We start from the raw sequence: 26,952 nt of genomic DNA on the forward strand, positions 1-26,952 counted from the left end.
CGACCGGAGGCGAGTGCCTCCCCGTCAGAAACCCAGGTGAACCATGCACGAATCGGCCATGCCACGCGTCTTCCGCCGCAGCTCCTACTGCGGCAACACGACGTGCGTCGAGGTCGCCACCGCGAATGATGTGCACGTTCGCGACGGCAAGAACCCCGGCGAGGCGGTGCTCTCCTTCGAGTCCGGCCCGTGGCGGGCGTTCGTGGCCGGCGTGAAGATCGGCCAGTTCGACCGCGGCTAGGCCCTGCCGGTCGTCAGAATCGCGATGAAGGCCCGCCAGTCGTCGGGGTCGAATTTCAGGTGCGCCGCATCCGGATGCTTGCCATCCCGGATCAGAACCGAATTCGCACTGAATGCGACTTCCACGCACGATTGGTTGCCGCAGAAGCGGGACCTGCGCCATTCGAGGGCGTTACTGTTCTCGGCCATCGGGTCGGCCTCCTCAAACCCTAGGACGTGAACCTTCAGCATACGGAGCGCGTTGCACAACGACACGTCGGTATGCGAGGTTGGCCCATGAATGCATATATCCGGCAAACCGGGCAACGGGCGTTGCCCGCGGGACTACGAGTCCCGCGGGCAGGTTCTGAGGCCGCCCCGTCAGAGCAGGGAGTTCAGCCTCCTGTAGGCCTCGGCGTAGCCGGTGCGGTCGAGGCGCTCCACGCTGGCCGCGTTCGCCGCGAAGGCCCGCATCAGGCTGCGCCGCACGCGCAGCAAGGTAATCGCGTTGCTCGATGTGAACAGGGTGACGCCGGCCCCGGCGTAGCTGGCGCGCAGGAGCCAGACGACCGGGGTGAAAATGCGGATCGCGCGGCCCGTGAGCGGAGGCACGGACAGGACGGCCGCGGCGATGACGTATTGACCGGCGCCGTCGGTGAGCGTCATTGCGGCCGCCGCCCCCACGGTGACCAGGGCGCCCGCGACGAGGAGTACCATTCGTCCGGGATGACCGTCGTGCTCGACGCGCAGATCTTCGAGGGCCTCCAGGTCGAACACCTGGGGCTCGGGTTTCCAGACCGCGTAGACATCATCAGTGATGACGATGTCGTGACCTTGGTAGAAGACGGTCGGCATCGGTTCCCCCCTTAGCCTCGTCAAACAGTATGAGTCGGCTGCGTCACAGATCGCCAGACCACTAAGTGCCATATCGCAAGCTGCGAAACTGCCACTCGCCGTGCCACTGTTGTCACCCAGGGTGTCCTCGCTCGTGGAGACCAACCTAGCGTGACCGGGGCCAGCGACGTGGGCAAATGGAATTTCCGCTGGCGGGTCGGCCCGGAAGCGGACGCTCGGCAGGCCCTAAGCTTTGATTGAAGAATCCGACCATGAAGGAGCGCTCTGTGCGGCCCGGTGGACAGCCCAACCTGCAGCAGATGATGAAGCAGGCCCAGAAGATGCAGCAGCAGATGGTCGCCGCGCAGGCGGAGCTGGCCGAGGCCGAGCTCACCGGGACGGCCGGGGGCGGTCTCGTCACGGCGACCGTCAAGGGGACCGGCGAGGTCGTGTCCGTGAAGATCGACCCCAAGGCGGTCGACCCGGACGACGTCGAGACCCTCGAGGACCTTGTCGTCGCGGCGGTGCACAACGCGGCCCAGGCCGCCCGTGATCTGACCGAGCAGAAGATGGGCCCGCTGACCGCCGGGCTCGGGGGCCTGGGCGGCGGTCTCGGGCTGCCCGGCTTCTAACGGGCGACCGGCGTGTACGAAGGCGCCATCCAGGATCTGATCGACGAGCTCGGTCGTCTGCCCGGGGTCGGGCCGAAGAGCGCGCAGCGCATCGCGTTCCACGTGCTCGCGGCCGACCCCGTGGACGTCAAGCGCCTCGCCCAGGCGCTGCAGCGGGTCAAGGAGCTCGTGCGGTTCTGCACGCGCTGCTTCAACGTGGCCGAGGCCGAGCTCTGCCGGATCTGCCGCGACCCGCGCCGCAGTGACGAGGTCTTCTGCGTGGTCGAGGAGCCCAAGGACGTCGTGGCGATCGAGCGCACGGGGGAGTTCCGCGGGCGCTACCACGTGCTCGGCGGCGCGATCAATCCGCTCGAGGGCGTCGGCCCCGACAACCTGCGCATCCGCGAGCTGATGACGCGCCTGGCCGACGGCACGTGCAAGGAGCTCATCCTCGCGACCGACCCCAACACCGAGGGAGAGGCGACGGCGACGTACCTCGCCCTGCTGGTCAAGCCGATGGGCCTCAACGTCACCCGGCTGGCCAGCGGCCTGCCCGTCGGCGGCGACCTGGAGTACGCCGACGAGATCACCCTGGGCCGCGCCTTCGAGGGCCGAAGGGCCGTCTAGCCCTCGGGGCGGTTGAGGATCCCGGCGACGACGGCGTGGACGGCCGCCAAGTCAGCCGGGTCCTTCAGCGTGCCCTTGGCGCCCGTCACTGAGTACCATTCCTCGGCGTCTTTGTATTGGACCTTGACGACGAAGGACCCGTCGGCGCCGATCTCGGACTGCAGGGTCAGCTCCCCGGTCACGACTCCGACGTCGTCGGTCATGACCCCGCCCGGACCGGCCATGATGTCGGTCCGTGGCACATCCGAGGAGGCCGGCGCCTCCGGAGAAGCCGAGGCGGCCGGCACATCCGCAGGGGCCTGTGACGGCGGAGGAACCGGGTCGGCAGCCGGGGGCGAAGCGGGTGGGGTCGTCTCCGACATCCGGTTCCTCCAAAAGCGCATCAGCAGGTCGCCAGCATGTCCGAGAGCGCGGTCTTCTCCGCGGTGGTCACGGACAACTTGTAGTAGGTCTTCACTGTTACCCAGTCGGTGGCGTACGTGCACCAGAACGCGTGGTTCGGCGGCTTCCACGTCGACGGGTCCTGGTCACCCTTCGACCGGTTCGACTGGAGACTGACCGCGAACAGCTGCGGCCGGGTCAGGTCGTTGGCGAATTCCTTGCGCTGCTCGTCGGTCCACTTCGCGGCGCCGGAGCGCCACGCGGCCGCGAGCGGCACCATGTGATCGATGTCGAGGGCCTGCGGGTCGGTCAGGTCCTTCTCGTCGTACGGGCTGTGCCAGGAGCCCGCCGTGATCTTGCAGTCGGCGGTGGCCTTGACGTTCTTGCCGTCGCGCTTCAGTACGACGTCGCGCGTGTCGCAGCCGTTCCCCTGGCCGATCCAGTGCGTGAACTTCTCGCGGCTGTAGCCGGACATCGAGGCGGCCGTGGCGACGGTCAACGTGTCCAGCGACGCCTTCGCGTTGCCACCACCACCGCCACCGGAGCCGGAGCCGGAGCCGGTGTTCGTGCCCGTGTCCGAGGAGCCCGTGGCCGAGCCGGGGGTGGAGGAGACGTCGCAGCTGCCGGCGCCGGTGAGCACCGTGGCGAGCGCTAGAGCGATGAGAACGGCTTTGCCGTTGGTGGAGGGGCGCACGTCCCCTACTGTGCGGCATCAATGCGAACAAGTGTTGGAGACCCGCCCGTGTCGATCGCCACGGGCGGGTCCGATTGGCGACTGTCAGCCGCGGTTGGCCGCGCTGAGCACCGCGCGCAACGAGGCCGTCACGATGTTCGCGTCGATGCCGACGCCCCAGTACGTCCGGCCGTCGACGGAGCACTCGACGTACGCCGCCGCCTGCGCCCCTTCGCCCGACGTCAGCGCGTGCTCGGCGTAGTCCAGCACGCGCACATCCGCGCCGACGTCGCCCAGGGCGTGCACGAACGCGTCGATGGGCCCGTTGCCGGTCGCCTCCACGCTGCGGGTCTGCCCGTCGACGGTGATCTCGGCCGCCAGAGTGACCTTGCCGTCGACGGTGTTGGCCTCGTACGACGTCAGCGTGAACCGCCGGTCCGAGAAGTACTCGGCCGCGAAGAAGTCCCACATCTGCTGCGGGTTGACCTCGCCGCCCTCGTCGTCGGTGTGCCGCTGCACGACGCCCGAGAACTCGATCTGCAGCCGGCGCGGGAGGTCCAGGTGGTGCTCGGACTTCATGACGTACGCGACGCCGCCCTTGCCCGACTGCGAGTTGACCCGGATGACGGCCTCGTAGGAGCGGCCCAGGTCCTTCGGGTCGACCGGCAGGTAGGGCACGCCCCACGTGAACTGGTCGACGTCGACCCCGGCGGCCGTCGCGTCGCGGTTGAGGGCATCGAAGCCCTTCTTGATCGCGTCCTGGTGCGAGCCCGAGAACGCGGTGTAGACCAGGTCACCCGCGTACGGGTGGCGCTCGTGGACCGGCAGCTGGTTGCAGTACTCCACCGTGCGCTTGATCTCGTCGATGTCCGAGAAGTCCACCTGGGGGTCGACGCCCTGCGAGAACAGGTTCAGCCCCAGCGTCACCAGGTCGACGTTGCCCGTCCGCTCGCCGTTGCCGAACAGGCACCCCTCGACCCGGTCGGCACCGGCCAGCAGGCCCAGCTCGGCGGCCGCGACCGCGGTGCCCCGGTCGTTGTGCGGGTGCAGCGACAGTACGACCGACTCCCGGCGCGGCAGGTTGCGCGACATCCACTCGATGGAGTCGGCGTAGACGTTGGGCGTGGCCATCTCCACCGTCGCCGGCAGGTTGACGATCAGCGGGCGGTCCGGCGTCGGCTGCAGCACCTCGATGACCGCGCTGCAGACCTCCAGCGCGTAGTCCAGCTCGGTGCCGGTGTAGGACTCGGGGGAGTACTCGTAGTAGATCTCGGTGTCCGGGGTGATCGCCTCGGCGTACTTCTGGCACAGCCGCGCGCCCGTGGTGGCGATGTCGGTGATCCCGGCCCGGTCCAGGCCGAACACGACCCGCCGCTGCAGCGTCGAGGTCGAGTTGTAGAAGTGCACGATCGCGCGGCGGGCGCCGACCAGCGACTGGAAGGTGCGCTCGATCAGGTTGTCCCGGCACTGGGTCAGCACCTGGATCGTGACGTCCTCGGGGATCAGGTCCTGCTCGATGAGCGTGCGTACGAAGTCGAAGTCCGTCTGCGAGGCGGCCGGGAACCCGACCTCGATCTCCTTGTACCCCATCCGGACCAGCAGGTTGAACATGCGCCGCTTGCGCTCGACCGACATCGGGTCGATCAGGGCCTGGTTGCCGTCGCGCAGGTCCACGGCACACCACCGGGGCGCGACCGTGACCTCGTTCGCGGGCCATTGCCGGTCGGTCAGCGGGATCGGGAACTGTTCGGAGAACGGCCGGTAGCGGTGGATGGGCATCCGGCTGCTGGTCTGACGGGCGATATCGGACATGCTGTCATGCTCCTGAATTGTCGCGCGCACGATGCGCGGGAAAGGTCTGGGAAGTCAGACCGGCAGGAGCGCGGACGCGCGCGTCATCCCCGCGACGAGGTGCCGGCCTGTCGGGCCCCGTCGCGGCGACGAAGAAGAAGCGTCTGCCACATGTCAAGCCCTACCCTACGGGCTTTGCCGACGCCGCGCCACTGGGTACGCCGCTGGGTGAGGGCGGCGGGGGCGGCGGGGCCGACGTGCCCAGCGGCGCTCCGTCCGCGACCGGGCCGGGCAGCGAGATCGTCGCCGGGGCGGCCACCACCTCGCCCGTGAGCATCAACTGGCCGAACGGGAGCCTGGCCGCGGTGAGGATGCCGTTGTCGTTGTAGCAGAAGGTGCCGGGGTCGATCGGGGGTGCGATCGCGGTCACGCCCGGCTCGACGGCGAAGCACGGCGCCGAGGTGCCCGCGAGCGGCTCGGCGGGCGCCACCGACAGCGGGATCTGCCGGTCCAGCAGCACGTCGAGCCAGCTGACGAAGACGTACTGCACCCGCGGATCGATCGCCGCCGGCAGCTTCTTGCCGGCCGCCGCGACCTTCACACAGCTGCCGGCGGGGTTGATCTGGCACTGGTACTGCCCCTCGGGCCGGCTCGCGATGGCCACGTCCGCGGTGCCGCCCAGCGCGCCGCCCTGGATGTCGACCCGCCAGGTCCGGTCGGAGGCGATCGACACCAGGACCGAGCGGGGCGCCTTGCCCTGGACGGTGAGCGTGTACGCGGCGACGTACCGCTGGTCCTTCGCCACCGCCACGCGCGCCGCGAGCAACCCGCGCGGGTCCGGCTGGGCCGGCAGCGGGGTGCCGGCCGGGGTCGTCGTCGAGGTCGACGGCGGGCCGCCGGAGGAGCTGCACCCCGACAGGAGCAGGCCGGTGAGCACGGCCATCGCCGTGCCGGTGATCACAGTGATCGGATAATGGCCGACCCGTCGCGGAAGCACCCGCGTATTCTCGCCCGGCGGAGCGGCCGGATCGTGGAACGCCACTCCCGGCGGGCATCCCACCCCGGTACGCTCGGCTGCGTTGACCATGTGTTGACCTTGACCGGAAAGGAGCTCGACGGCGGTGGCGCTGATCGTGCAGAAGTATGGCGGGTCTTCCGTCGCCAACGCCGAGCGCATCAAGCGCGTCGCCGAGCGCATCGTCGACACGCGGAAGGCCGGCAACGAGGTCGTCGTGGTCGTCTCGGCCATGGGCGACACGACCGACGAGCTCCTCGACCTCGCGTCGCAGGTGAGCCCGGTCCCCGCCGGCCGCGAGCTCGACATGCTGCTGACCGCCGGTGAGCGCATCTCCATGGCGCTGCTCGCGATGGCGATCAACAACCTGGGGTACGAGGCCCGCTCCTACACCGGCAGCCAGGCCGGCGTGATCACCACGTCGACGCACGGCCGGGCCCGCATCATCGACGTCACCCCGGGCCGCCTGCGCAGCGCGCTGGACGAGGGCGCGATCGCGATCGTCGCCGGTTTCCAGGGCGTCTCCCAGGACACCAAGGACATCACCACGCTGGGCCGGGGCGGCTCCGACACCACCGCGGTGGCGCTCGCCGCCGCGCTGCAGTCCGACGTCTGCGAGATCTACACCGACGTCGACGGCATCTTCACGGCCGACCCGCGGGTCGCCAAGAACGCCCGGCACATCAAGCAGATCACTTACGAGGAGATGCTCGAGCTGGCCGCGTGCGGCGCCAAGGTGCTGCACCTGCGCAGCGTGGAATACGCGCGGCGGTTCTCGCTGCCGATCCACGTGCGTTCCTCGTACTCAACCGCCAACGGCACCATGGTCACCGGATCGATGGAGGACCTTTCCGTGGAGCAAGCGCTCATCACCGGCGTCGCGCACGACCGCAGCGAGGCGAAGATCACCATCGTCGGCGTGCCCGACCAGCCCGGTGTCGCCGCGCGGATCTTCCAGACGGTCGCGGCCGCGGAGACCAACATCGACATGATCGTGCAGAACGTGTCGACCGAGAGCACCGGCCGCACCGACATCTCCTTCACGCTGCCGAAGACCGACGGCGCCGCCGCCAAGGCCGCGCTCGAGCGGATCAAGTCCACCGTGGACTACAAGGCGGTCCTGTTCGACGACCACATCGGCAAGGTCTCGCTCATCGGCGCCGGCATGCGCTCCAACCCGGGCGTCGCGGCCAAGCTCTTCGCGGCCCTGGCCGAGGCCGGCGTGAACATCGAGATGATCTCCACCTCGGAGATCCGGGTCTCGGTCGTGTGCCGCGACACCGACCTCGATGTCGCCGTCCGGGCGATTCACGACGCGTTCGAGCTGGGCGGAGACGAGGAAGCCGTGGTGTACGCGGGGACCGGAAGGTAGGTTCGTCCCTCATGGGCGGTCTGCCGAGCCTGGCTGTTGTCGGGGCCACCGGGGCCGTCGGCTCCGTGATGTGTGAGCTGCTGTCGTCCCGCAAGAACGTGTGGGGCGAGATCCGGCTGGTCGCGTCCAAGCGCTCGGCGGGCCGCAAGCTGACCGTGCGCGGCGAGGAACTGCTCGTCCAGGAGCTGACGCCCGAGGTCTTCGACGGCGTCGACGTGGCCATGTTCGACGTGCCCGACGAGGTCTCAGCGGAGTGGGCGCCGATCGCGGTCGCGCGCGGCGCCATCGCGGTGGACAACTCGGCCGCCTTCCGCCTGGACCCGGACGTGCCGCTCGTGGTGCCCGAGATCAACCCGGAGCAGGTGCGCAACCGCCCGAAGGGGATCATCGCCAACGCGAACTGCACCACGCTCACGATGATCGTGGCGCTCTCCCCGCTGCACCGCGAATACGGGCTCAAGGAGCTCGTCCTGGCCTCCTACCAGGCCGTCTCCGGCGCCGGCCAGGACGGCGTCGACACGCTGCTCGACCAGCTCGAGCGCGTCGGCGGCGACCGCACCCTGGGCTCGCGCTCGGGCAACGTGCGTCGGGCCGTGGGCGACGACCTCGGTCCGTTCCCCGCGCCGCTGGCGTTGAATGTCGTACCGTGGGCAGGCTCCCTCCGCGAGGCCGGATGGTCCTCGGAGGAGCTCAAGCTGCGCAACGAGTCCCGCAAGATTCTCGGGCTGCCCGACCTCAAGGTCTCGGCCACGTGCGTGCGCGTCCCGGTCGTCACCGGCCACTCGGTCGCCGTCCACGCGGTCTTCGGCACCGAGGTCGACGCGGAGGGCGCCCGTGAGGTCCTGCGCCACGCCCCGGGCGTGATCCTGGTCGACGACCCGGCCGCGGGCGAGTTCCCGATGCCGATCGACGCCGTGGGCACCGACCCCTCGTGGGTCGGCCGCATCCGGCGCTCGGTCGACGACCCGAGGGCGCTGGACTTCTTCGTGACGGGCGACAACCTGCGCAAGGGCGCGGCGCTGAACACGGCCCAGATCGCCGAGCTCCTCTCGAAGGAACTCACCGCCTGACCCGCTTTTGGCCCGAAAAGTCGGACGCTCCGCGCCGCGACTTTTCGGATATTTCGCCTGCCGGGTCATAAATCCGTTTCACTCGCTGTGAAGTAGCTCTCAGTTGACGGCTGAAGTCAAATGACAGTTACTCTCAAAAAATGGATGCTGTCACTTCGAGCCCCCGACGCTGGTGGGCGCTCATCGCGATCGTGCTCAGCGTGCTCACCGTCGGCTTCGACACCACGATCCTCAACGTCGCCCTGCCCACGCTCGCCACCGCGCTCGACGCCGGCTCGGACGACCTGCAGTGGATCGTCAACGCGTACGTGCTGGTCTTCGCCGGCCTCCTGCTCCCCATGGGCGCCATGGGCGACCGCTACGGCAGGAAACGCCTGCTCATGATCGGCCTGGCGCTGTTCGCCGGCTCGTCGCTGGTGGCCGTCTTCGCCGCGGACGCGCTCCAGGTGATCGCCGCGAGGGCGCTGATGGGCATCGGCGGCGCCATCCTGACCCCGCTGACCATGGCCGTCCTGCCCGTGCTCTTCGACGAGCACGAGCGCGGCCGGGCCATCTCCCTGCTGACCATGGGCATGGGCGTCGGCCTGCCGCTGGGCCCGATCATCGGCGGCTACCTGCTGGAGCACTTCTGGTGGGGCTCGATCTTCGTGATCAACGTTCCCGTGGCCCTGGTCGCCCTGGTGGCGGTCGCCTTCCTCGTCCCGGAGTCGCGGGCGGCCACGCCCCGGCGCGTCGACCTGCTCGGTGCCGGCCTGTCGACGGTGGGCCTGGTCGCCCTGGTGTACGGCGTGATCGAGGCCCCCACCCGGGGCTGGACCGACGCGAGGGTCCTCGCCGGCCTGGTCGGCGGCGCCGCGCTCCTGGCCGCCTTCGTCCTGGTGGAGCGCCGGGCGAAGAGCCCGATGATCGACCTGAGGCTCTTCCGGAAGCCGCGTTTCGCCTGGGGTACCGCCGCCGGAACCCTGTCCTCGTTCGCCCTCTTCGGCGTGCTGTTCATCCTGCCCCAGTACCTGCAGGCGGTTCGCGGCGACGACGCCCTGGGAGTGGGACTGCGCCTGCTCCCGCTGATCGCCGGCCTGTTCGTGGGGGCACCCCTGGGCGAGCGGATCGCCCACCTGACCGTCACGCGAGTCCCGGTGGCGGGAGGCCTGCTGATCGGCGCGCTGGGCCTGGGACTGGGCGCGCGGACCGAGGTCGGCACCGGCTACGGCACCGTGGCGACCTGGCTGGCGATCGCCGGGGCGGGCATCGGCCTGGCGATCACTCCCGCGATGGACGCGGTGCTCGGCGCCCTGCCGCGCGACGAGGCCGGCTCGGGCACGGCGATCACGATGACCTTTCGCCAGGTGGCGGGCGCCCTGGGCGTGGCGTTGCTCGGCAGCCTGACCAGCGCCGTGTACCGCAGCCGCCTCGACGACGCCCCGGAGGCGGCCCGTCGCTCGGTCGCCGCCGGCGTGACCCTGGCCGCGAGGACCGGCGACGCGGCCCTGGCCCTGGCCGCCAGGACGGCCTTCGTGGACGCCATGGCCGTGGTCCTGCTGGTCTGCTCCGCCATCGGCGTCATCGGGGCCGTCCTGGCGGCCCTGTTCCTGCCCAATGCCCAGAAGCGCCCCGGTGCGGAAGAATCGGTGGATGAGCTCACCAGGGTTGCGTGAACGCAAGAAGCAGAAGACCCGCTGGGCGATTCAGGAGCACGCGGTGCGCCTGTTCGCCCAGCAGGGCTACGACGCGACCACGGTCGAGCAGATCGCCGAGGCCGCGGAGATCTCCCCGAGCACGTTCTTCCGATACTTCAAGACCAAGGAAGACGTGGTCATCCAGGACCGCTACGACGAGCTGATGGCGGACAAGATCCGATCGGCACCGGCCGGCCTGACCCCGCTGGAGGTGGTGCGGCATGCGTTCGTGGACGCCTTCAAGGCGATCACCCAGGACGAGGTGGACCAGGCCCTGGAACGGGCCAGGCTCCAGCTGGGCGTCCCGGCGCTGAGGATGCGCGCCCTGGACAGCCTGCAGGACTCGATCAGGTTCCTGGCGGTCCCCCTGGCCGAACGCCTGGGCCGCCCGGCCGACGACTTCCGGTGCCAGGCCTTCGTCGGCGCCTGCGTCGGAGCCATGATGAACGCCCTCCTGACCTGGGCCAGGGACGGCGGCGACGCGCACGAGGCGCTGAAACTGATCGACCAGGCCCTCGACGTGGTGGCCGAGGGCCCATAGCGGCGCTCAGGTGACAGCGGCGCTCAGGTGACAGCAGCGCTCAGGCGACGACGTCGTCGGCGTCGGTGATCGTGTAGGCGTAGCCCTGCTCGGCCAGGAAGCGCTGCCGATGGGCCGCATACTCCGTGTCGATGGTGTCCCTGGCCACCACCGTGTAGAAGTGCGCCTGCCGTCCGTCCGCCTTGGGCCGGAGAACCCGCCCCAGCCGCTGCGCCTCCTCCTGCCGGGACCCGAACGTCCCCGACACCTGCACGGCGACCGCCGCCTCGGGAAGATCGATGGAGAAGTTGCCGACCTTGGAGATCACCAGCGTCCGGAGCTCCCCGCTGCGGAACGAGTCGAACAGCTTCTCCCGCTCCCGGTTGGTCGTGGCCCCCTGAATGATCGGCGCCTGCAGAAACTCCCCGAGCTGATGCAGCTGGTCGATGTAGCCCCCGATGACCAGGACCTGATCGTCCTTGTGCCGATCGATCAACGCCCGGACCACCGGCAGCTTCGTCCGGGCCGTGGCCGCCACCCGATAGCGCTCCTCGGGCTCGGCGACGGCGTAGGCCATCCGCTCCTCGTCGGTCAGCGTCACCCGCACCTCGACGCACTCCGCGGGCGCGATCCACCCCTGCGCCTCGATGTCCTTCCAGGGCGCGTCATACCGCTTGGGCCCGATGAGCGAGAACACGTCCCCCTCGCGCCCGTCCTCCCGCACCAGCGTCGCCGTCAGGCCGAGCCGCCGCCGGGCCTGCAGGTCGGCCGTGAAGCGGAAGATCGGCGCCGGCAGCAGGTGCACCTCGTCGTAGACCACGAGGCCCCAGTCGCGGGCGTTGAACAGGTCGAGGTGGGCGAAGGCGCCGCCGCGCCGGGTCGTCAGCACCTGGTAGGTCGCGATCGTGACCGGGCGGATCTCCTTGCGCTCGCCGGAGTATTCGCCGATCTCCTCGTCGGTCAGGCTCGTGCGCGCGATCAGCTCGCGCTTCCACTGCCGCCCCGCGACCGTGTTGGTGACCAGGATCAGCGTGGTCGCCTTGGCCTGGGCCATCGCCGCGGCGCCGACCAGCGTCTTGCCGGCCCCGCAGGGCAGCACCACGACGCCGGAGCCGCCGGCCCAGAACGACTCGACCGCCTCCCGCTGGTAGGAGCGCAGCACCCAGCCGTCCTCGGCCAGGTCGATCTTGTGGGCCTCGCCGTCGACGTAGCCGGCCAGGTCCTCGGCCGGCCAGCCCAGCTTCAGGAGGGCCTGCTTGAGCCGTCCGCGCTCGGACGCGTGGACGATGACGGTGTCGGCGTCGATCTGGCTGCCGAGCATCCCGGCGAGCTTCTTGCTCTTGGAGACCTCGATGAGCACCGCGCGGTCGGACGCGTGCAGGACGAGGCCGTGGACCGGGTCGTTGCGCAGCTGGAGCCGCCCGTAGCGGTCCATCGTCTCGGCGATGTCCACCAGCAGCGCGTGGGGCACCGGATAGCGCGAGTAGCGCAGCAGGGAGTCGACCACGCCCTCGGCGTCGTGGCCCGCGGCGCGCGCGTTCCACAGGCCGAGCGGGGTCAGGCGATAGGTGTGCACGTGCTCCGGCGACCGCTCGAGCTCGGCGAACGGTGCGATGGCCATGCGGCACGCCTGGGCGTCGGGGTGGTCGACCTCGAGCAGGAGCGTCTTGTCGGACTGGACGATCAGTGGACCTTCTGGCACCGGACCAGTGTCGCATGCGGGTATGACACTTCCCGGATAGTGGGAACGATGGATGCCCGTGCAACGAATCGGCCCGTCTCATGCGTTCAAGACTTTGACGGCTTCGGCGGCCGTCGCCGCGGAGCCGGACGCACGCGCTCGAATGGAGTTCGGGGGCGAGCGCGTACGTCCGATCCCGCGACCGGCGAACATCGGGTAATTCACCGGATTCGACGCCCGCGCCGGCCGCCTAGCATCGAGGCATGCGTCCGAGGGTGACCTTGACGTTCGGCGGATTCGCCGCCCTCGCGGTGGCGGTCGGCTGGTTCCTGCTCTCCCATCGGGTCGCGCACACGGACGTCGAGACCGCCGTGAGCGAGTCGCTCGGCGCGATCCTCGTGGTCATGCTCCTGGGCTCGATCGCCGGTTCGATCATCGGCTCGATCCGCCGCAGCGGTGGGAAGCGGAAATGAGCAACCTGGCGAAGCTCGGCGTCACCGTTGTCGCCCTCGCGACCCTGAGCTGGTTCTTCGTCTCCTGGCTGGTGCTCAAGAGCCCGCTGACCGACGCCATCGGCGAGACGGTGGGCAGCCTGGCCGCCGTCATGCTGATCGTGTCCGTGATCGGCATGGCCCGGGCCGAGAACTAGCTTTCCGACTCCGGGACCGCGCCGGTGATGCGGTGCAGCGCGAAGGTGTGCAGCATCTCCGTGCGCTCGTCCTCGGCCCGCAGATAGCCCGAGCCCATCGACACCGGCCGCACGAGCCGCGACGCCGTGGCCCCGTGCGCGTCGACGTATCCGACCCACACCCGGGTCTTGTCCCGCAGCGCCTGCTGCAGCACCTCGAGCGCCTCCGTGTGCGAGGCCCCGGAGGCCCCGTTGGCGCGCACGGTCACGGGCGCCCGCCGCGCGACCCGGGCCGCCGCGTCGCCCCGCCGGATCTGCTCGATGACGCCGGCGAGCCGCGGGCCCGAGAGCCGGACCGCCGCCGTGGGGTCCTCCACCCCGCGCGAGGCCCACGACGGGCGCGGAGCCCCCCGGCGCTGCTTCGGCCGGCTCAGCACCGCAGCGCCGGTCGAGTCCTCCTGCACCGGCGGGTATCCGGCCTCCCGCAGCGCCTCCAGCAGCCGGGCCGGCGTGTGGCGGCAGGCCAGCACCGTCGGGGCCAGGCGGCGCAGCCCCAGCGTCTGCAGCCGCCGGTCGGCGAGCACCTCGGCGATCATCGACTCGTCGTCGCTGCGCACGTAGGAGTTCGCCGACCCGATGCGCATGCCGCCGTGGCGGCGGGCGACGTCGTCGATGAGATAGGTGAGCGTCTGCGGCACCGGCGTGCGCGAGCGCCGGGCGAGCAGCGCGTGCAGGTCGGCCGCGGAGTAGCCGGCGTCGAGGCTCCGGCGGATCGTGTCGGCCGTGATGCGGTACACGCTGGCGCTCTCCTGCAGCCCGAGCAGCTCCAACTCCCCGGCGAGGGTCGGCTCGGGCGGGCCCGGGACGATCGCGGACAGGTCGGCCTGCAGCAGCACGTGGTCGACGGGGGCCGGCAGCAGCGTGTCCAGCAGCGAGGCCGACCCGGACAGCGCATAGCCCTCGGGCGAGCCGATCCCCAGCGGGTCCTCGGGGTCGGGCGCCTCGGCCGCGAGCTCGGCCAGCAGCAGCCGCCCGTAGCCGGTCAGCCCGCCGAACCCGGTCAGCCCCACGAACGCGGCCTCGGCCAGGCTCGCCTCGATCGCCGCCGACGTGGCCCGGTTGATCCGTCGCGGGGTGCGCCAGGCGAGGGTCTCCACCACGCCGGCCGGCACCGCGGTCTGCCCGGGGGCCAGGTCGGCCAGCACCCGCAGGGCGGACTTGCGCTGGGCCGGGGCGCCGGGGCGGGACAGCTCGGGCGCGAGCGCGTTGAGCGGGCGGTCGCGGTCGTCGCGCTGCCCGACGAGCGCGGGCGCGCGGGTCATGGTCAGCCAGGCCACCGCGAGCCGGTGCCAGCGGGCCGCGATGCCGAACGCGCGCCAGGCGTCATAGGCGACGGTGGGCAGGAAGACGCTCTCGACCCGCTTGTTGTCGATGATCTCCTCGCCGATCAGCCCCGCGGCGGTGACGATCTCGACCAGCAGCGCGGCCTGCTGCTCGTCGACGCCGACGGTCTTGGCGTAGCGGCGCAGCTCCCGGATGCCGAGGCCGCCCGAGCGCAGTACGGCAGGCGGCTCCTGCCCGATCGTCTCGATCAGCGTCTCGGCGTTGCGGACCAGCTCCAGCACCTGCCCGGCCCCGGCCCGGTCCAGCTGGGCGGGGTCGCGCTGCGAGGTCTGCAGCTGCGGCGGCTCGGGGTGTAGCTGCCCGAGCGGCCCGGCCTCGCGGCGCAGCAGGAGCGCGACCTCGACCGGCAGCTCCACGGCGTCGCGCCCGACGGGCACGAGCAGGTGCCGTTCGACCAGCCAGCGCACCGGCGAGTCGGAGTCGGGCAGCAGGGCGGTCGCGGCGACGGTGCCGACGGGCGGGCCGGCGGCGAGGCGGTCGAGCACGGCCCGGGCGGCGGGGGAGGCGGCCAGCAGCGTGCGGCGCAGCCCGGCGGCGTCGGCGACCAGCGCGCCGGCCACCGGGTCGAGCTCCTCGGCGGGGCGGCCCAGGCCGGCCGGGAAGGGCGAGCACACCTCGTCGACGGCGCCCACGATCCGCAGCGCCGGGTCGGGGCCGTAGACCACCGCGAAGGTCCGCAGCCGGTCGATCGCCGCGCGCACGCGCACCGCGTCCACGCCGGACTGGGCGGTGAGCGCCAGCACCGACTCGGCCGACGAGCCGTGGCCGACCCGGGTGTATCGCAAAGCGTCCAGGATCTCCAGCGTGAACTGGTCGATCGCGTCGAGCGCGCGGGCCACCGCCACCCGCGACTGGGCCCGGTGCGCGAGCGCCGAGAAGTCCGACGGCGGCGGGATGACCAGGTCGGGGCGCAGCCGGATGAGCGCCGTCAGCTCGTCGTCGGGCAGGGCGCGCAAATGGTCGGCCAGCGAAATCGTCGTCATCTCGCCTCATACGCTAACCGGCGCGTACGACAAAAGAGGGCGGGCCCGGTGGGCCCGCCCTCGATTGCTCGCTCGGAGTTACTTCAGGCCGTTGCTGACCGCGGTGATGAGCTCACCGTTGCTCGTGTCACCCGAGAGCTCCCAGAAGAACGCACCGCCGAGGCTCTGGTTCTTCGCGTACGTCATCTTGCCGGCGATGGTGGACGGCGTGTCGTAGCTCCACCAGTTGTTACCGCACTTGGCGTAGGCGGTGCCGCCGACGGTGCCGGTCGCCGGGCAGCTGTTCTTGAGGACCTTGTAGTCCTCGATGCCCGCCTCGTAGGTGCCGGGAGCGGCGCCGGTGGCCGTGCCGCCGGGGCCGGCCTGGGTAACGCCGGTCCAGCCGCGGCCGTAGAAGCCGACGCCCAGGAGCAGCTTGTTCGACGGGATGCCCTTGCTCTTGAGCTTGGTGATCGCCGCCTCGGAGCAGAAGCCGGCCGTCGGGATGCCCGAGTAGCAGCTCAGCGGCGAGTGCGGGGCGGTCGGGCCCTGCGCGTTGAAGGCGCCGAAGTAGTCGTAGGTCATCGGCATGAACCAGTCGAGGTTCGCGGCCGCACCGGCGTAGTCGGTGAGGTCGATCTTGCCGCCGTTGCTGCCGTCCGCGGTGATGGCCGAGGTGACGAGCTTCGACGTGCCGAACTTGGCGCGCAGCGCGGCGATCACGCTCTTGTAGGCGTTCGGGCCGGAGCCGTCACACTGCAGGCCACAGGCGTTCGGGTACTCCCAGTCGATGTCGATGCCGTCGAAGACGCCGGCCCAGCGGGAGTCGTTGATCAGGCTGTAGCAGGAGTCCGCGAACGCGGTCGGGTTCTGCGCGGCCTGCGTGAAGCCGGCCGACCAGGTCCAACCGCCGAACGACCAGATGACCTTGAGGCCCGGGTGCATCGCCTTGAGCTTCTTCAGCTGGTTGAACGAGCCCCGCAGCGGCTGGTCCCAGGTGTCGGCGACGCCGTCCACCGAGTCGGCCGCGGTGTAGGCCTTGTCGTAGTCCGCGTAGCTGTCACCGATCGAGCAGCGCCCGCCGGTGGTGTTGCCGAACGCGTACAGGATGTGGGTGAGCTTCGCGGCCGAGCCGCTCGTCTCGATGTTCTTCACGTGGTAGTTGCGGCCGTAGACGCCCCACTCCGCGAAGTAGCCGACGACCTTCTTGGCCCCGCCGGCCGGCGGCGTGGTCGTGGTGGGCGGCGGGGTCGTCGGCGGCTTGGTCGTCGGCGAGGTGGTCACCGGCGGGGTCGTCGGCGGCTTGGTGGTGGTCGGCGGCGCCGTGGTCGGCGAGCCCCCGCTACAGGCCACGCCGTTGATCTTGCAGTTGGTCGGCGGCTTGGCGCCGGAGCCGTTCATGCCCCAGCTGAAGGCCGCGCCCGCGGCCAGGGTCGGAGCCCAGGACTTGTTCGTCGCGACGTAGTGCTGACCCGTGCGGGTCACGTCGGCGTCCCAGAAGCTGGTGATCTGACCGCCCGCGGGCAGGTCGAACTCGAGCGTCCACCCGTTGATCGTGCTCGAGGTCCCATTGGTGATCTTGTAGGTGGCGCCCCAGCCGGAGCCCCAGTCCTGGTCGACCGTGAACGTCGCGCTGAGGTTGCCGGCGGCATTGGCGGTGGTCGTGACGATTGGCACGACGGCCCCCGCGACCGCCAAAGCGGCGGCGACGATGAGGCCGTTGCGGACGGATCGTTTCATCGCGTCTCCTGGATGGTCTCTTAGGAAACTTTCCTAAAAGTGAAGGTGACGGTAGTGGCCTGGATCTCACTCGTCAATAGGAAGTCGAGCGCGTGTTTCGATGGCATACCTACTGTGACCTGGGCATCCTTAAGAGTGTCTCAACAACCGGTTGTCATTGGCTTTGACCTTGACATGACGCTCCTCGACACCAGGCTGGGCATTGCCGCAACGTGGCGGGCGCTCACCGCGACGACCGGCGTCCATGTCGACGCCGACCTCGCGATCAGTCGGCTGGGCCCGCCGCTGCGCGAGGAAATGGCGGAGTGGTTCCCCGCGGAAAGCGTCGACGAGGCTATTCGGATCTATCGGTCTCTCTACCCGGACCACGCCATATCGCCCTCGGTGGCCCTCCCGGGGGCGTTGGAGGCGCTGGCGGCGGTGCGCGCGGTGCCCGCCCGGATCGCGGTCATCACCTCGAAGCTCGGCCGCCTCGCGGAACTCCACCTCGCGCACCTCGGCATCGAGGTCGACCACGTCTACGGCGACGTCTTCCACGCCCAGAAGGCCGAGGTCCTGCGCGACATCGGCGCCGCCCTCTACGTCGGCGACCACGTGGCCGACATGCAGGCCGGCGTCCTGGCCGGCATTCCGGTCGTCGGCGTCACCTCGGGCCCGTGCTCGGCCGCCGAACTCCGGGCCGCCGGCGCCACGGCCGTGTTCCCCGATCTGCGCCCGTTTCCGGCGTTTCTCCAAGGCATGATCTCGGTTGGCCGTGCCGTTTCCGATGACTAGCCTTGGTGTGCAATCCCGGGTGCCACGTGTGATGCGAGGTCGCCGGGACGGGTCCGACACTGGGGAGCAGGGCAGCGTGCCGACGGGTCGAGTGAAGTGGTACGACCAGGAGAAGGGTTTCGGATTCCTCACCAGCGACGACGGTGGAGACGTCTTCGTGCACAAGGCGGCGCTGCCGTCCGGCGTGGGTGAGCTGAAGACCGGTCAGCGGGTCGAGTTCGGGGTGGTGGAGAGCCGCAAGGGCAGCCAGGCGCTGCAGGTCAAGCTGCTGGACGCGCCGCCCTCGGTCGCCGAGGCCCGCGCGGTCGCGAGCCGCCGCCCGCCGGAGGAGCTCCACGGCCTGATCGAGGACATGATCAAGGTCCTGGAGGCCAAGATCCAGCCCGACCTCCAGCGCGGCCGCTTCCCGGACCGCAAGACGTCCCGAACCGTGGCCGAGGCCGTGCACCTGGTGGCCCGGGAACTCGAGGTCTGACGCCGCTCAGAGGGGGCCGCCGGCCCCCTCTGAGCGGTCAGGCGCCGACAAGTGGCGTGGCGGGAACCAGCCCCTCGGCCGCGGCCCGGTTGAGCAGCGCGTCGACGGCGGCGTGCCCGTCGGGCCCGAGCGACGAGGTGAACTCGTTGACGTAGAGCGCAATGTGCTGGTCGACGACGCTCTGTTCCATCTCCTGCGCGTGCGCGAGCACGAACTCCCGGCTGGCCGCGGGGTTCTCCCAGGCCAGCCGCACCGACTCCTTGATCCAGGCCGTCGCCTGCTCCGGGTCGACACGGTCACGATGCGCGAGGATCGCCCCGAGCGGAATGGGGAGCCCCGTGTCGTTCTCCCACCACTCGCCGAGGTCGGCGAGGGCGCGCAGCCCGTACCGCTGGTAGGTGAACCGCGCCTCGTGAATGACGAGCCCGGCGTCGTACTTCCCGGCGGCCACGGCCGGCATGATCTCGGCGAACGGCACTACCTCGATGCGGGCCGGCGGCTCGGCGGCCGACCAGAGCCGCATGAGCAGGTAGGCGGTGGTCCGGTCCCCGGGGACGGCCACGGTCCTGCCGGCCAGGGAGGTGATGCCGGAGTCCTTGACCAGCACGAGGGGCCCGCAGCCGCGCCCGAGCGCCCCGCCGCAGGGCAGCAGCGTGTACTGGTCGAGCAGCCACGGCAGCGCGGCATAGCTGACCTTGACCAGGTCGAACTGCCCCGAGAGCGCGGCCGTGTTGGTGACGTCGACATCGGCAAAGGTCACGTCAAACGCCGGCGCCCCGGGCACGAGCCCGTGCGTGAGCGCGTGGAAGACGAACGTGTCATTGGGACACGGCGAAAAAGCGAGCGAAAGCGTCACAACCCCGAATCTAGACCGAACGCGGAGGACCGCACCCCGAGCACCAAAAGAGCACCTGTGACCCTTACGACACAGCAGATCGGACCCCCGCGCGGCCCGGGCGAAGATCAGCGGATCACGGCGAACACCTGACGAAGCAGGTCCAGGGCCTGGGGAATCTTCCAGGCCGCCCGATCCCGGGGACCGACCGCGTTCGAGATCGTCCGGATCTCCCCGAACGCCGCCCCGGGCCAGAGCTTCGCGGCCGAGCCGACCCCGAAGCCCTCCATCCCCTCGGCGACCGCGTCCGGGAACCGCTTCAGCAGGCCGTCGGAGCTCGCCCCGGTGACGGTCGACACCGTCAGGACGGGCCCCCCGACGGCCTCCGGCAACGCCATCCGCAGCGACCGCAGCAGCTGCGAGTCCGCATCGATCCGGGAGGACCCGAACCCGAGCTCGTCCACGCTCAGGAACCCGTCCGGCCCCTCGGCCCCGAGATCGGCCGCGATCGACTCGGTCGCGACGACCAGCCCGCCGATCTCGACCCGCCCGGGGAACCCTCCGGCGATCCCGGTCGACAGCACCAGGTCGAACGTCGGGCCCACATGCGCGGCCGTGGTCAGGTATTGCGAGGCGACCGCCGCCGACGCCGCCGGACCCACCCCGCCCGCGACCACGACGACCGGCGAGCCGTCCTCCAGGGCCTCGGAGCCCTGAGACCCCAGCCCGAGCCCGGCGAGCACGGCCTCCCGTTCGGCCTCGACCGCCGTGACGACCAACGCCCTCGAATACCCCAGCAACGCCCTCATCGCCCGTCGTCCTCCAGCCGGGCCGTCGGGTCCGTCCCCGATGGCCGATACAGCGTGTACCCCGGTGGTGCGAGCGGTGAACCGTCCTCCACGTCCACCGCCGGCATCTTCTTCGTCTCGGTCGCGGCCGGCATCTTCTTCGTCTCGGTCGCGGCCGCTGCCGGCGCCGTGGGGCTCTCGTGCCGCTTCCCGAACCCGAACCGCCGCTTCGCCCCGTCATCGTCCCGTGCGCTCGCCGGGCGCGGCACCGTCGTCGCCTCGGAGGCCGGCGCCGTCGGCGCTGCCGGAGCCGGGACCGTGGGCGCCTCGGTGGCGTCAGGCACGTCCGGCGGCGCCCCGCGCAGCCTCTCCTTGCGCAGGGCCACGGCGGCCCACAGCGCCCGCACCGCGCCCAGCGTCACGAACGCGGCGGCCACGAACAGCCCCCACGCCCCGCCGAACGGGATGAGCCCGATCGCCCCGCCGATCACCCACGCGATCATGAGCATCGTCTCGGAGTGCGCGAATGCGCTCGCCCGCACGTTCTCGTCGATGCGCTCCTGGATCGAGGCGTCCACGGCCAGCTTGGCCAGGCCGCTGGCGATCGCCGTGAACAGGCACAGCAGCGCGACCGTGCCGAGGGAGCCGCGGTCGGCGGCGAGGATGGCCACGAAGGCGGTGAGCGCGATCCCGATGGCCTGCAGCAGCGCGGGCCGGTGGATGCGCAGCCGGGTGCCGATCGCGGTGGCGAGGAACGAGCCCACGCCCAGCGCGCCCGCCACCACGACGACCGCCACCTGCTCGGAGAGCTGCCAGGCCAGCAGCTTGACCGGGAGCGTGCCCTCCTTGATGGCGAAGGCGAGATAGAGCGTCAGGAAGCCGTAGAGCCCGCGCAGCGTGGCGCTGCCGACCAGCGCCGCGACGACCACGCGCCCGCTGAGCACCTTGACCCCGCGCCCGGACGGCCGCAGGACCCTGGGCATCGTCTCGGGCGGGTCGGAGTCGGCGCGGGGCGGCAGGCGCAGCGCGGTGACCATGCCGTAGATGAAGACCAGGATCGACACCCGCAGCGGCCACTGCGGCCCGAACTGCCCGGCGAGGAGCCCGATCGGCAGCGCGATGGCGCCCGCGAACGTGCCGAACACCGAGGCGCGGGCGCCCGCCTCCGACAGCCCGAGCCCCGGCGGCAGGACCCGGGGCACGGCGGCGCTGCGAGCCACGCCGTAGGCGCGGGACAGCACGAGCATGCCGAACGCGGCGGGATAGAGCAGCCAGGTCGTCAGGTGGTCGGCGAGCATGAAGGCGAGGAAGGCCCGGCCCAGCATGGTGACCGCGAGCGCGTATCGGCGGCCGTGGCGGAACCGGTCGAGCACCGGCCCGACCACCGGGGCGAGCAGCGCGAACGGCAGCATCGTGATGAGGAGATAGAGCGCGACGCGGCCCCGGGCCTCGCCCGCCGGCACCGAGAAGAAGACCGTGCCGGCCAGGCCCAGCGCGACCAGGGTGTCGCCGGCGCAGGAGGCCGCGTGCAGGTCGAGCAGCCGCAGCATGCCGGTCTCGCCGCCGGCCCCGCGCTCGCGCACGCGGAGCAGGTTGCGTCCGAGGTATCGGCCCGCGCGCGTGGTGCCGACCGTCGCGACCCGTGCCGCGCGCACGGTGGTCACCACGGTCTGGGCCACTCCTCGAATCACCGACATGCCACCATCCTGAACCATGGGTACGACAGTTTCGGGGCGCGCCGGGGCCGCCGTGCTCGCCGGGCGTGGCGATGAGGAAGAATAGAGCTGTGACTGCCTCGACTGCGCCCACGCGAGGAAGCGGCCGTGCCGCCAAGCCCGACCAGGTCCTGACGGACGCGGTCGAGGTTGCGCGGCAGGGGCTCGACGTCGTCGACCCCGACCACATCGGCGCCCATCTGGGCGTTGTCGCAGAAGGCGAACGCCTGGTCACGCACTTCTTCGAGTGTGGCCTGCCCGGATACCGGGGCTGGCGCTGGGCCGTCACCGTCACCCGCATCCCGCGCAGCAAGCAGGTCACGATCTGCGAGTCGACGGTGCTGCCCGGCCCCGACGCGCTCCGCGCGCCCGAGTGGGTGCCGTGGCAGGAGCGCCTCCAGCCCGGCGACCTGGGCGTCGGCGACCTGCTGCCGACCCCGGCCGACGACTCGCGCCTGCAGCCCGGCTACGTGGAGTCCGACGACCCCGCGGTCGAGGAGGTCAACTGGGAGCTCGGCCTCGGCCGGACCCGGGTGATGTCCCGCGACGGGCGCCTCGACGCGGCCCAGCGGTGGTATGACGGCGACCGCGGCCCCAACGCGCCCATCTCCGTCGCGGCCCCGGCCGCGGCCCGGTGCGGCTCGTGCGGCTTCTACCTGCAGCTCGCGGGCTCGTTGCGGATGGCGTTCGGGGTGTGTGGCAACGAGTACGCGCCGGACGACGCCCAGGTGGTCTCGGCCGACCACGGCTGCGGCGCGCACTCCGAGGTGCTCGTCGAGCAGGTCCAGGCGGTCGACGAGCTGCCGACGGTCTTCGACGACAGCGAGGTCGAGGCGGTCGCGGTGAGCCGGGCCCCGGGCTCGGTCGACGGCGACGAACCGGCCGAGCCCCATGGACACGGCTGAGTTCGGTTACGCGGAGCGAGCGTCGCGGCTGCGCGGCGCGGTCGTCTGGCGCCACCGCGCGCAGGAGGGCGGCTCGAAGCGCATCCTGCCCGACGGCTGCATGGACGTCATCCACAGCCCGGGCGGGTTGATCGTCGCCGGGCCGGACACCGTGGCCCACCTGACCGGCGTTCCGGCCGGGTCGCGCTCGGTGGCGGTGCGGTTCGCGCCCGGCCAGGGCCCGGCGGTGCTCGGGGTCGCCGCGCACGAGGTGCGTGACCTGCGCGTACCGCTGGATGCCCTCTGGCCCTCCGACCGGGTGCGGCGCCTGACCGAGCGGCTCGACGAGGCGTCCGATGCTGGTGCCGTGCTCGAGTCCGCGCTGCTCGCCGCGGATCGTGCGCCCGATCCGCTGGCGCCGCGGCTGCTGTCCCGCCTGCGAGCGGGGCGGACGGTGGCCGGGATCGCGGCGGAGGTCGGGCTCAGCGAGCGGCAGCTGCATCGGCGGGGGCTGCAGTTGTACGGGTACGGCCTCAAGACGCTCGCCCGCATCCTGCGCCTCGGGACCGCGCTCGACCTGGCGCGGGGCGGGGTGGCGTTCGCCGCGGTGGCCGTGAGCAGTGGATATGCCGACCAGGCCCATCTCTCACGCGACGTCAAGGCGCTCACCGGAGTGACGATGCAAGAGCTGGTTCATGGCTCGGGTCCGCGTCAGTAACTGACCGTCGCTCCCGCCAGGAATCCCGGCCTCCGCGGTGGCAAGAACCGGCGCTCGGCCACGGGCGTCCTGAGCCCTCAGAGCCCGGCGTACAGGTCGACGCCGACGCCGTCCGGATCGTGCACCACGGCGTACCGCATTCCCCAGAACGCGTCCCAGGGCTCCTTGTGCCCCGCGTAGCCGGCCGCGACCAGTTCGGCGTACACCTTGTCGACCTCGGCCGGCGACTCGCACTCGAACGCGAGCCCCATGCGGTTCCCGCCGACCGGGGTCGTCCATTCGGGGTCGAACGAACGGATGGTTTCGACGGTGTCCCAGGTCAGCTTGACCCCACCGTCGAGCACGTGTTCCACGTGCGGGCTGGCGTCCTCGGCCGCGGGCACGTCGAGCCCGAGCCGGCGGTAGAAGGCGAGCGAGCGGGGCATGTCGGCCACGACCAGGCCGAATACGTTCAGTCTCATGGCCCCAAGCTAGGGGGCGGCGGAGGCGTCCGTCTTGAAGGAATCGGACGTGCCCGCGGCCGCCCGTCGCCGGCGCCGGTTCCGGTCGTGCACGACCATCGTGAGCAGGCCCGGGATGCCCCACAGCGCGCCCGCGACGGCGATGCCGAGCCAGTTGCCGTGGCCGTGCGCGGCCAGGTCGTCGCGGAACGCCAGCATGATCAGCGCGGCGACGATCCACAGCCCGATGCCCGCGACGGCGAAGGGCACCATCGGCGGGTCGAGCGGCTTGGGCGGCGTGGTCACGCGCACACGGTACCCGTCCGAGCCCCGCCCGTGCAGGGCCACCGGTGATCCAACGCACAAGTCGTTAGCCAGGCTCATTAGGTAAGCTAACTATCGTGATGGTTCGCGTGCCCAGACTCGCCGCCGCCCAGCTCGCGGCGGCCCTTCGGGACAGCATCACCCGCCTCAACCGCCGCCTGCGACAGGCCCGCCCCATGGGCGACCTCACGATCACGCAGCTGTCGGCCCTCACGAGCCTGGAACTCGCCGGCGCGCTGACGCCGCGGGAACTGGCCGAGCACGAGCGGGTGCAGCCGCCCACTCTCACCAAGATCGTGGCGAAGCTGGAGGAACGCGGTCTCGTCCAGCGCTCGCCGCACCCGACCGACGGGCGGCAGGTCATCCTCGCCGCCAGCGAGTCGGGTCGCGCCGTCGTGGCCGAACACCGCCGCACCCGCGACGAGTGGCTCGCCAAGCAGCTCATGGCCCTCACCCCGGAGGAGCGCGAGGTGCTCACCAAGGCCGCCGAGATATTGGGGAGGATCGGGCGCAGCGCATGAGAGGGACCACGTTCGGCTCACTGCAGGTCCGCAACTACCGTCTGTTCACCATCGGCCAGCTCATCAAGCTTCTCGGCACCTGGATGCTGTTCACCGCGCAGGACTGGCTCGTCCTGCAGCTGTCCGACAACTCGGCATCCGCGCTCGGCGTCGTCACGGCGCTGCAGTTCACGCCGGTACTCCTGCTCACCCTGTACGGCGGCCAGCTCGCCGACCGCTTCGACAAGCGGCGCCTGCTCCTGTTCGCCAACGCCGGCTCCGCGATCGTCGCCACCCTGCTCGGCATGCTCGTCGTGACCGGGATCGCGAACCTGTGGTGGGTGTTCGCCACCGCCGCGCTGTTCGGGGCGATCAGCGCGATCGAGACCCCGGTGCGCCAGTCCTTCGTCTCCGAGCTGGTCGGCAAGGAGCTGCTGCCCAACGCGCTGTCGCTGTCGTCGGCGACGTTCAACACCGCCCGCATCGTCGGGCCGGCCGCCGCCGGAATGATCATCGCGGCCCTGCACGACAAGACCGGCCCGATCTTCCTGCTCACCGCGGTGCTGTGCACGGCCCCGCTGGTCTCACTGGCCCGGATGAGCCCCGCGGAGCTGTTCCGCGTCGAGCGCGACGCGCTGGCCGCGAGCGAGGCGCGGACGATCGACGGGCTGCGGTACGTCCGGCAGCGCCCCGACCTGAGCCTCGCCATCCTGCTGGTGTTCCTCGTGAGCCTCTTCGGGTTCAACTTCCAGCTGACCCTCGCCGTGCTCGCGCGGGTCGAGTTCCACGTCGACGCGAAGTACTTCGGGCTGCTCACGACCGCGATGGCCATCGGCGCCCTGGCCGGCGCGCTGGCCAGCTCCCGGCGCCGGCTCCGCCCGTCGGTCTACCGCGTGCTCGCCGCGGCCATCCTCTTCGCCGGCTTCGAGTCACTGGTCGGGCTGGCCCCGAACTTCGTGATCGCGGTGGCCCTGCTCCTGCCGACCGGCTTCTTCATGATCTACTTCGCCCAGGCCGCCAACCAGCGTGTCCAGCTCGGCGTGGACGCCGCCTTCCGGGGCCGGGTGATGGCGCTGTACGTGCTCGTCTTCCTCGGCACCACCCCCATCGGCGCGCTGATCATCGGCTGGTGCGCGGAGCGTTACGGCCCGCGCTCGGGTCTCTGGACGGGCGGCCTCATGTCGCTGGCCGCGACGGTGATCCTGGGCGTGCTCCAGCTCCGGCGGGTCCGCGGCCGCATCCACCTGGCCTGGCGCCCGCGCCCGAGCCTGCACGTCCACGAGCGCGCCGCGGGCGTCCCGGCGGTTCGTCCCGCCGTGCGCTAGATCGCGCCTGCGGTCCGTTTCACCGGCGGGCCCGAACGCGCACTTGGTCACGGCGCTGGCACCGGCACGATGCGGCTGCGACGGTTTTTGTCGTACCCATGTGGTTGAGTCACGGTCATGGAGCGATCGCGACTGCTGCAGTGCCTGTCCGCCGACTACATGCGCCTGCGCGAGGTGGCCGGGGCCGGGCTGACCGCCAAGGTCCCCACCTGCCTGCCCTGGACGGTAGGAGACCTCGTGCGCCACGTCGGCCAGGTTTACCTGCACAAGGCCGAGCTCATGCGAGCCGGCGACTGGCCGACGCCCTGGCCGCCGGAAGACATCCTGACCGAGCCCCCGATCGCCCTGCTCGACCGGGCCTACGGCGCCCTGACCCACGAGTTCTCCCGCCGCCACGACGCCGACGCCGTGCCGACCTTCTACACGCCCGACCAGACGGTGAAGTTCTGGATCCGCCGCATGGCCCTCGAAACGGTCATCCACCGCCTGGACGCCGAGTTCGCCCACAAGGTCATCGACCCGGCCCCCATCGCCGACGACCTGGCCGCCGACGGCGTGGCCGAGGTCCTGGAGATCTTCGTCGGCTACGCCTCGGACGCCTGGCCGGAAGAGTTCGAGAAGGTCATGGAGCAGGCCAAGGGCCACGCGGTGGAGGTGCGCATGCTCGCCTCCTCACCCGCGGCCTCCGGCGACCCGGCGTCGCCCGCCACTTCCGCGTCCGCCCGCTCCTGGCTGGTGCGCGCGACCGACGGCCGCGCCGTGGTGACCCCGCTGAACGGCTCCCCGCTCGACCCTCCGCCGGCCGCGACGGTAACGGCCTCTCCGGTCCCCCTGCTGCGATGGCTTTGGGCACGCGAATCGACCCCAACGACCGATGCGCATTCCCCGATCGAGGTGAAGGGTGACGAGGAGGCCATCGCAGAACTCCGATCCCTGCTGCGGGCCGGCACGCAGTAAACCCAGTCCCGGC

General features: G+C 71.1%; 30 protein-coding genes. 16 read left to right on the forward strand and 14 right to left on the reverse strand.

The window, feature by feature from the left end; translation table 11 throughout:
- Positions 1 to 58 precede the first annotated feature (58 nt).
- Entirely contained in the window at positions 59 to 241 is a 183-nt protein-coding gene (locus tag ABT369_RS36165) for a DUF397 domain-containing protein (protein ID WP_350618998.1), read from the forward strand.
- On the opposite strand, the gene ABT369_RS36170 is transcribed toward ABT369_RS36165, so the two are convergent.
- Together ABT369_RS36170 and ABT369_RS36175 are read right to left on the reverse strand one after the other, a co-directional pair.
- Positions 238 to 429, reverse strand: coding sequence for a DUF397 domain-containing protein (locus ABT369_RS36170; protein ID WP_350619000.1), 192 nt, complete (start codon positions 427 to 429; stop codon positions 238 to 240). The two genes, ABT369_RS36165 and ABT369_RS36170, sit on opposite strands and share 4 nt — an antisense overlap.
- Positions 430 to 600: 171 nt before the next feature.
- The gene (locus tag ABT369_RS36175) at positions 601 to 1,074 is read right to left on the reverse strand and encodes a DUF6232 family protein (protein ID WP_350619002.1); all 474 of its coding nucleotides are present in this window, start codon (positions 1,072 to 1,074) and stop codon (positions 601 to 603) included.
- Positions 1,075 to 1,364: 290 nt separating this feature from the next.
- Between ABT369_RS36175 and ABT369_RS36180 the strand changes: the two genes are divergently transcribed.
- Positions 1,365 to 1,685, forward strand: coding sequence for a YbaB/EbfC family nucleoid-associated protein (locus tag ABT369_RS36180; protein WP_350619114.1), 321 nt, complete (start codon positions 1,365 to 1,367; stop codon positions 1,683 to 1,685).
- A gap of 12 nt (positions 1,686 to 1,697) precedes the next feature.
- Positions 1,698 to 2,291 (forward strand): recombination mediator RecR, encoded by a 594-nt coding sequence (gene recR, locus ABT369_RS36185; protein ID WP_350619004.1) that lies wholly within the window; start codon positions 1,698 to 1,700, stop codon positions 2,289 to 2,291.
- Here recR and ABT369_RS36190 read toward each other — a convergent pair.
- The 4 genes from ABT369_RS36190 to ABT369_RS36205 form a co-directional block, all read right to left on the reverse strand.
- On the reverse strand, positions 2,288 to 2,515 hold the full coding sequence (locus ABT369_RS36190; protein WP_350619006.1) for a hypothetical protein: 228 nt from the start codon (positions 2,513 to 2,515) through the stop codon (positions 2,288 to 2,290). The genes recR and ABT369_RS36190 overlap by 4 nt on opposite strands.
- 158 nt (positions 2,516 to 2,673) lie before the next feature.
- The gene (locus ABT369_RS36195; protein WP_350619008.1) at positions 2,674 to 3,366 is read right to left on the reverse strand and encodes an HNH endonuclease family protein; all 693 of its coding nucleotides are present in this window, start codon (positions 3,364 to 3,366) and stop codon (positions 2,674 to 2,676) included.
- A gap of 84 nt (positions 3,367 to 3,450) precedes the next feature.
- Positions 3,451 to 5,157, reverse strand: a complete 1,707-nt coding sequence (gene leuA / locus ABT369_RS36200) for a 2-isopropylmalate synthase (protein ID WP_350619010.1) — start codon at positions 5,155 to 5,157, stop codon at positions 3,451 to 3,453.
- 160 nt (positions 5,158 to 5,317) lie between these two features.
- Positions 5,318 to 6,097, reverse strand: coding sequence for a hypothetical protein (locus ABT369_RS36205; RefSeq protein ID WP_350619012.1), 780 nt, complete (start codon positions 6,095 to 6,097; stop codon positions 5,318 to 5,320).
- Positions 6,098 to 6,257: 160 nt separating this feature from the next.
- Here ABT369_RS36205 and ABT369_RS36210 point away from each other — a divergent pair, with 160 nt between their 5' ends.
- The 4 genes from ABT369_RS36210 to ABT369_RS36225 all read left to right on the forward strand — a co-directional run bounded on the left by ABT369_RS36210 (position 6,258) and on the right by ABT369_RS36225 (position 10,810).
- The gene (locus ABT369_RS36210) at positions 6,258 to 7,523 is read left to right on the forward strand and encodes an aspartate kinase (protein ID WP_350619014.1); all 1,266 of its coding nucleotides are present in this window, start codon (positions 6,258 to 6,260) and stop codon (positions 7,521 to 7,523) included.
- An 11-nt stretch (positions 7,524 to 7,534) separates the two neighbouring features.
- Entirely contained in the window at positions 7,535 to 8,593 is a 1,059-nt protein-coding gene (locus ABT369_RS36215) for an aspartate-semialdehyde dehydrogenase (protein ID WP_350619016.1), read from the forward strand.
- Between the two features lie 140 nt (positions 8,594 to 8,733).
- Entirely contained in the window at positions 8,734 to 10,248 is a 1,515-nt protein-coding gene (locus ABT369_RS36220; RefSeq protein ID WP_350619018.1) for an MFS transporter, read from the forward strand.
- Entirely contained in the window at positions 10,226 to 10,810 is a 585-nt protein-coding gene (locus ABT369_RS36225) for an acyl-CoA-like ligand-binding transcription factor (protein ID WP_350619019.1), read from the forward strand. The genes ABT369_RS36220 and ABT369_RS36225 overlap by 23 nt, the downstream gene beginning before the upstream one ends.
- Positions 10,811 to 10,850: 40 nt before the next feature.
- Here ABT369_RS36225 and ABT369_RS36230 read toward each other — a convergent pair whose 3' ends face one another.
- Positions 10,851 to 12,491 carry a DNA repair helicase XPB gene (locus ABT369_RS36230; RefSeq protein ID WP_350619021.1) on the reverse strand — a complete coding sequence of 547 codons (1,641 nt, stop codon included), beginning with the start codon at positions 12,489 to 12,491 and terminating at the stop codon, positions 10,851 to 10,853.
- A 242-nt stretch (positions 12,492 to 12,733) separates the two neighbouring features.
- Between ABT369_RS36230 and ABT369_RS36235 the strand changes: the two genes are divergently transcribed.
- Both ABT369_RS36235 and ABT369_RS36240 read left to right on the forward strand, forming a co-directional pair.
- Positions 12,734 to 12,943 (forward strand): hypothetical protein, encoded by a 210-nt coding sequence (locus ABT369_RS36235; RefSeq protein WP_350619023.1) that lies wholly within the window; start codon positions 12,734 to 12,736, stop codon positions 12,941 to 12,943.
- A complete protein-coding gene (locus ABT369_RS36240) occupies positions 12,940 to 13,119 on the forward strand; it encodes a hypothetical protein (RefSeq protein WP_350619025.1) in 180 nt (59 codons plus the stop codon). Before ABT369_RS36235 ends, ABT369_RS36240 begins: the two co-directional genes overlap by 4 nt.
- Here ABT369_RS36240 and ABT369_RS36245 read toward each other — a convergent pair.
- Positions 13,116 to 15,485, reverse strand: coding sequence for a helicase-associated domain-containing protein (locus tag ABT369_RS36245; protein WP_350619027.1), 2,370 nt, complete (start codon positions 15,483 to 15,485; stop codon positions 13,116 to 13,118). The genes ABT369_RS36240 and ABT369_RS36245 overlap by 4 nt on opposite strands.
- Positions 15,486 to 15,563: 78 nt before the next feature.
- A complete protein-coding gene (locus tag ABT369_RS36250) occupies positions 15,564 to 17,204 on the reverse strand; it encodes a glycosyl hydrolase family 18 protein (protein ID WP_350619029.1) in 1,641 nt (546 codons plus the stop codon).
- A gap of 135 nt (positions 17,205 to 17,339) precedes the next feature.
- Between ABT369_RS36250 and ABT369_RS36255 the strand changes: the two genes are divergently transcribed.
- Together ABT369_RS36255 and ABT369_RS36260 are read left to right on the forward strand one after the other, a co-directional pair.
- Positions 17,340 to 17,978, forward strand: coding sequence for an HAD family hydrolase (locus tag ABT369_RS36255; RefSeq protein ID WP_350619116.1), 639 nt, complete (start codon positions 17,340 to 17,342; stop codon positions 17,976 to 17,978).
- Positions 17,979 to 18,054: 76 nt separating this feature from the next.
- A complete protein-coding gene (locus ABT369_RS36260; RefSeq protein ID WP_350619031.1) occupies positions 18,055 to 18,453 on the forward strand; it encodes a cold-shock protein in 399 nt (132 codons plus the stop codon).
- Between the two features lie 37 nt (positions 18,454 to 18,490).
- On the opposite strand, the gene ABT369_RS36265 is transcribed toward ABT369_RS36260, so the two are convergent.
- The 3 genes from ABT369_RS36265 to ABT369_RS36275 all read right to left on the reverse strand — a co-directional run bounded on the left by ABT369_RS36265 (position 18,491) and on the right by ABT369_RS36275 (position 21,773).
- Positions 18,491 to 19,309, reverse strand: a complete 819-nt coding sequence (locus ABT369_RS36265) for a 1,4-dihydroxy-6-naphtoate synthase (protein ID WP_350619033.1) — start codon at positions 19,307 to 19,309, stop codon at positions 18,491 to 18,493.
- Positions 19,310 to 19,416: 107 nt separating this feature from the next.
- Positions 19,417 to 20,097 (reverse strand): futalosine hydrolase, encoded by a 681-nt coding sequence (locus ABT369_RS36270; protein WP_350619035.1) that lies wholly within the window; start codon positions 20,095 to 20,097, stop codon positions 19,417 to 19,419.
- Entirely contained in the window at positions 20,094 to 21,773 is a 1,680-nt protein-coding gene (locus tag ABT369_RS36275) for an MFS transporter (RefSeq protein ID WP_350619037.1), read from the reverse strand. The genes ABT369_RS36270 and ABT369_RS36275 overlap by 4 nt, the downstream gene beginning before the upstream one ends.
- A 71-nt stretch (positions 21,774 to 21,844) precedes the next feature.
- Here ABT369_RS36275 and ABT369_RS36280 point away from each other — a divergent pair, with 71 nt between their 5' ends.
- A complete protein-coding gene (locus ABT369_RS36280) occupies positions 21,845 to 22,696 on the forward strand; it encodes a DUF3027 domain-containing protein (RefSeq protein ID WP_502891859.1) in 852 nt (283 codons plus the stop codon).
- Entirely contained in the window at positions 22,683 to 23,393 is a 711-nt protein-coding gene (locus tag ABT369_RS36285) for a helix-turn-helix domain-containing protein (RefSeq protein ID WP_350619041.1), read from the forward strand. The genes ABT369_RS36280 and ABT369_RS36285 overlap by 14 nt, the downstream gene beginning before the upstream one ends.
- Before the next feature lie 77 nt (positions 23,394 to 23,470).
- Here the strand turns inward: ABT369_RS36285 and ABT369_RS36290 are convergent, their stop codons facing one another.
- On the reverse strand, positions 23,471 to 23,854 hold the full coding sequence (locus ABT369_RS36290; protein WP_350619043.1) for a VOC family protein: 384 nt from the start codon (positions 23,852 to 23,854) through the stop codon (positions 23,471 to 23,473).
- A 9-nt stretch (positions 23,855 to 23,863) separates the two neighbouring features.
- Positions 23,864 to 24,106, reverse strand: a complete 243-nt coding sequence (locus ABT369_RS36295; protein WP_350619118.1) for a DUF2530 domain-containing protein — start codon at positions 24,104 to 24,106, stop codon at positions 23,864 to 23,866.
- Positions 24,107 to 24,246: 140 nt separating this feature from the next.
- Between ABT369_RS36295 and ABT369_RS36300 the strand changes: the two genes are divergently transcribed.
- From ABT369_RS36300 to ABT369_RS36310, 3 genes are all read left to right on the forward strand, one after another.
- Positions 24,247 to 24,678, forward strand: coding sequence for a MarR family winged helix-turn-helix transcriptional regulator (locus ABT369_RS36300; protein WP_350619045.1), 432 nt, complete (start codon positions 24,247 to 24,249; stop codon positions 24,676 to 24,678).
- Positions 24,675 to 25,982 (forward strand): MFS transporter, encoded by a 1,308-nt coding sequence (locus ABT369_RS36305; RefSeq protein WP_350619047.1) that lies wholly within the window; start codon positions 24,675 to 24,677, stop codon positions 25,980 to 25,982. Before ABT369_RS36300 ends, ABT369_RS36305 begins: the two co-directional genes overlap by 4 nt.
- Before the next feature lie 117 nt (positions 25,983 to 26,099).
- Positions 26,100 to 26,939, forward strand: a complete 840-nt coding sequence (locus ABT369_RS36310) for a maleylpyruvate isomerase N-terminal domain-containing protein (protein ID WP_350619049.1) — start codon at positions 26,100 to 26,102, stop codon at positions 26,937 to 26,939.
- Positions 26,940 to 26,952 lie beyond the last annotated feature (13 nt).

Origin of the sequence: Dactylosporangium sp. NPDC000244, from assembly GCF_040300725.1 — a bacterium.
Taxonomy (GTDB): Bacteria; Actinomycetota; Actinomycetes; order Mycobacteriales; family Micromonosporaceae; genus Dactylosporangium.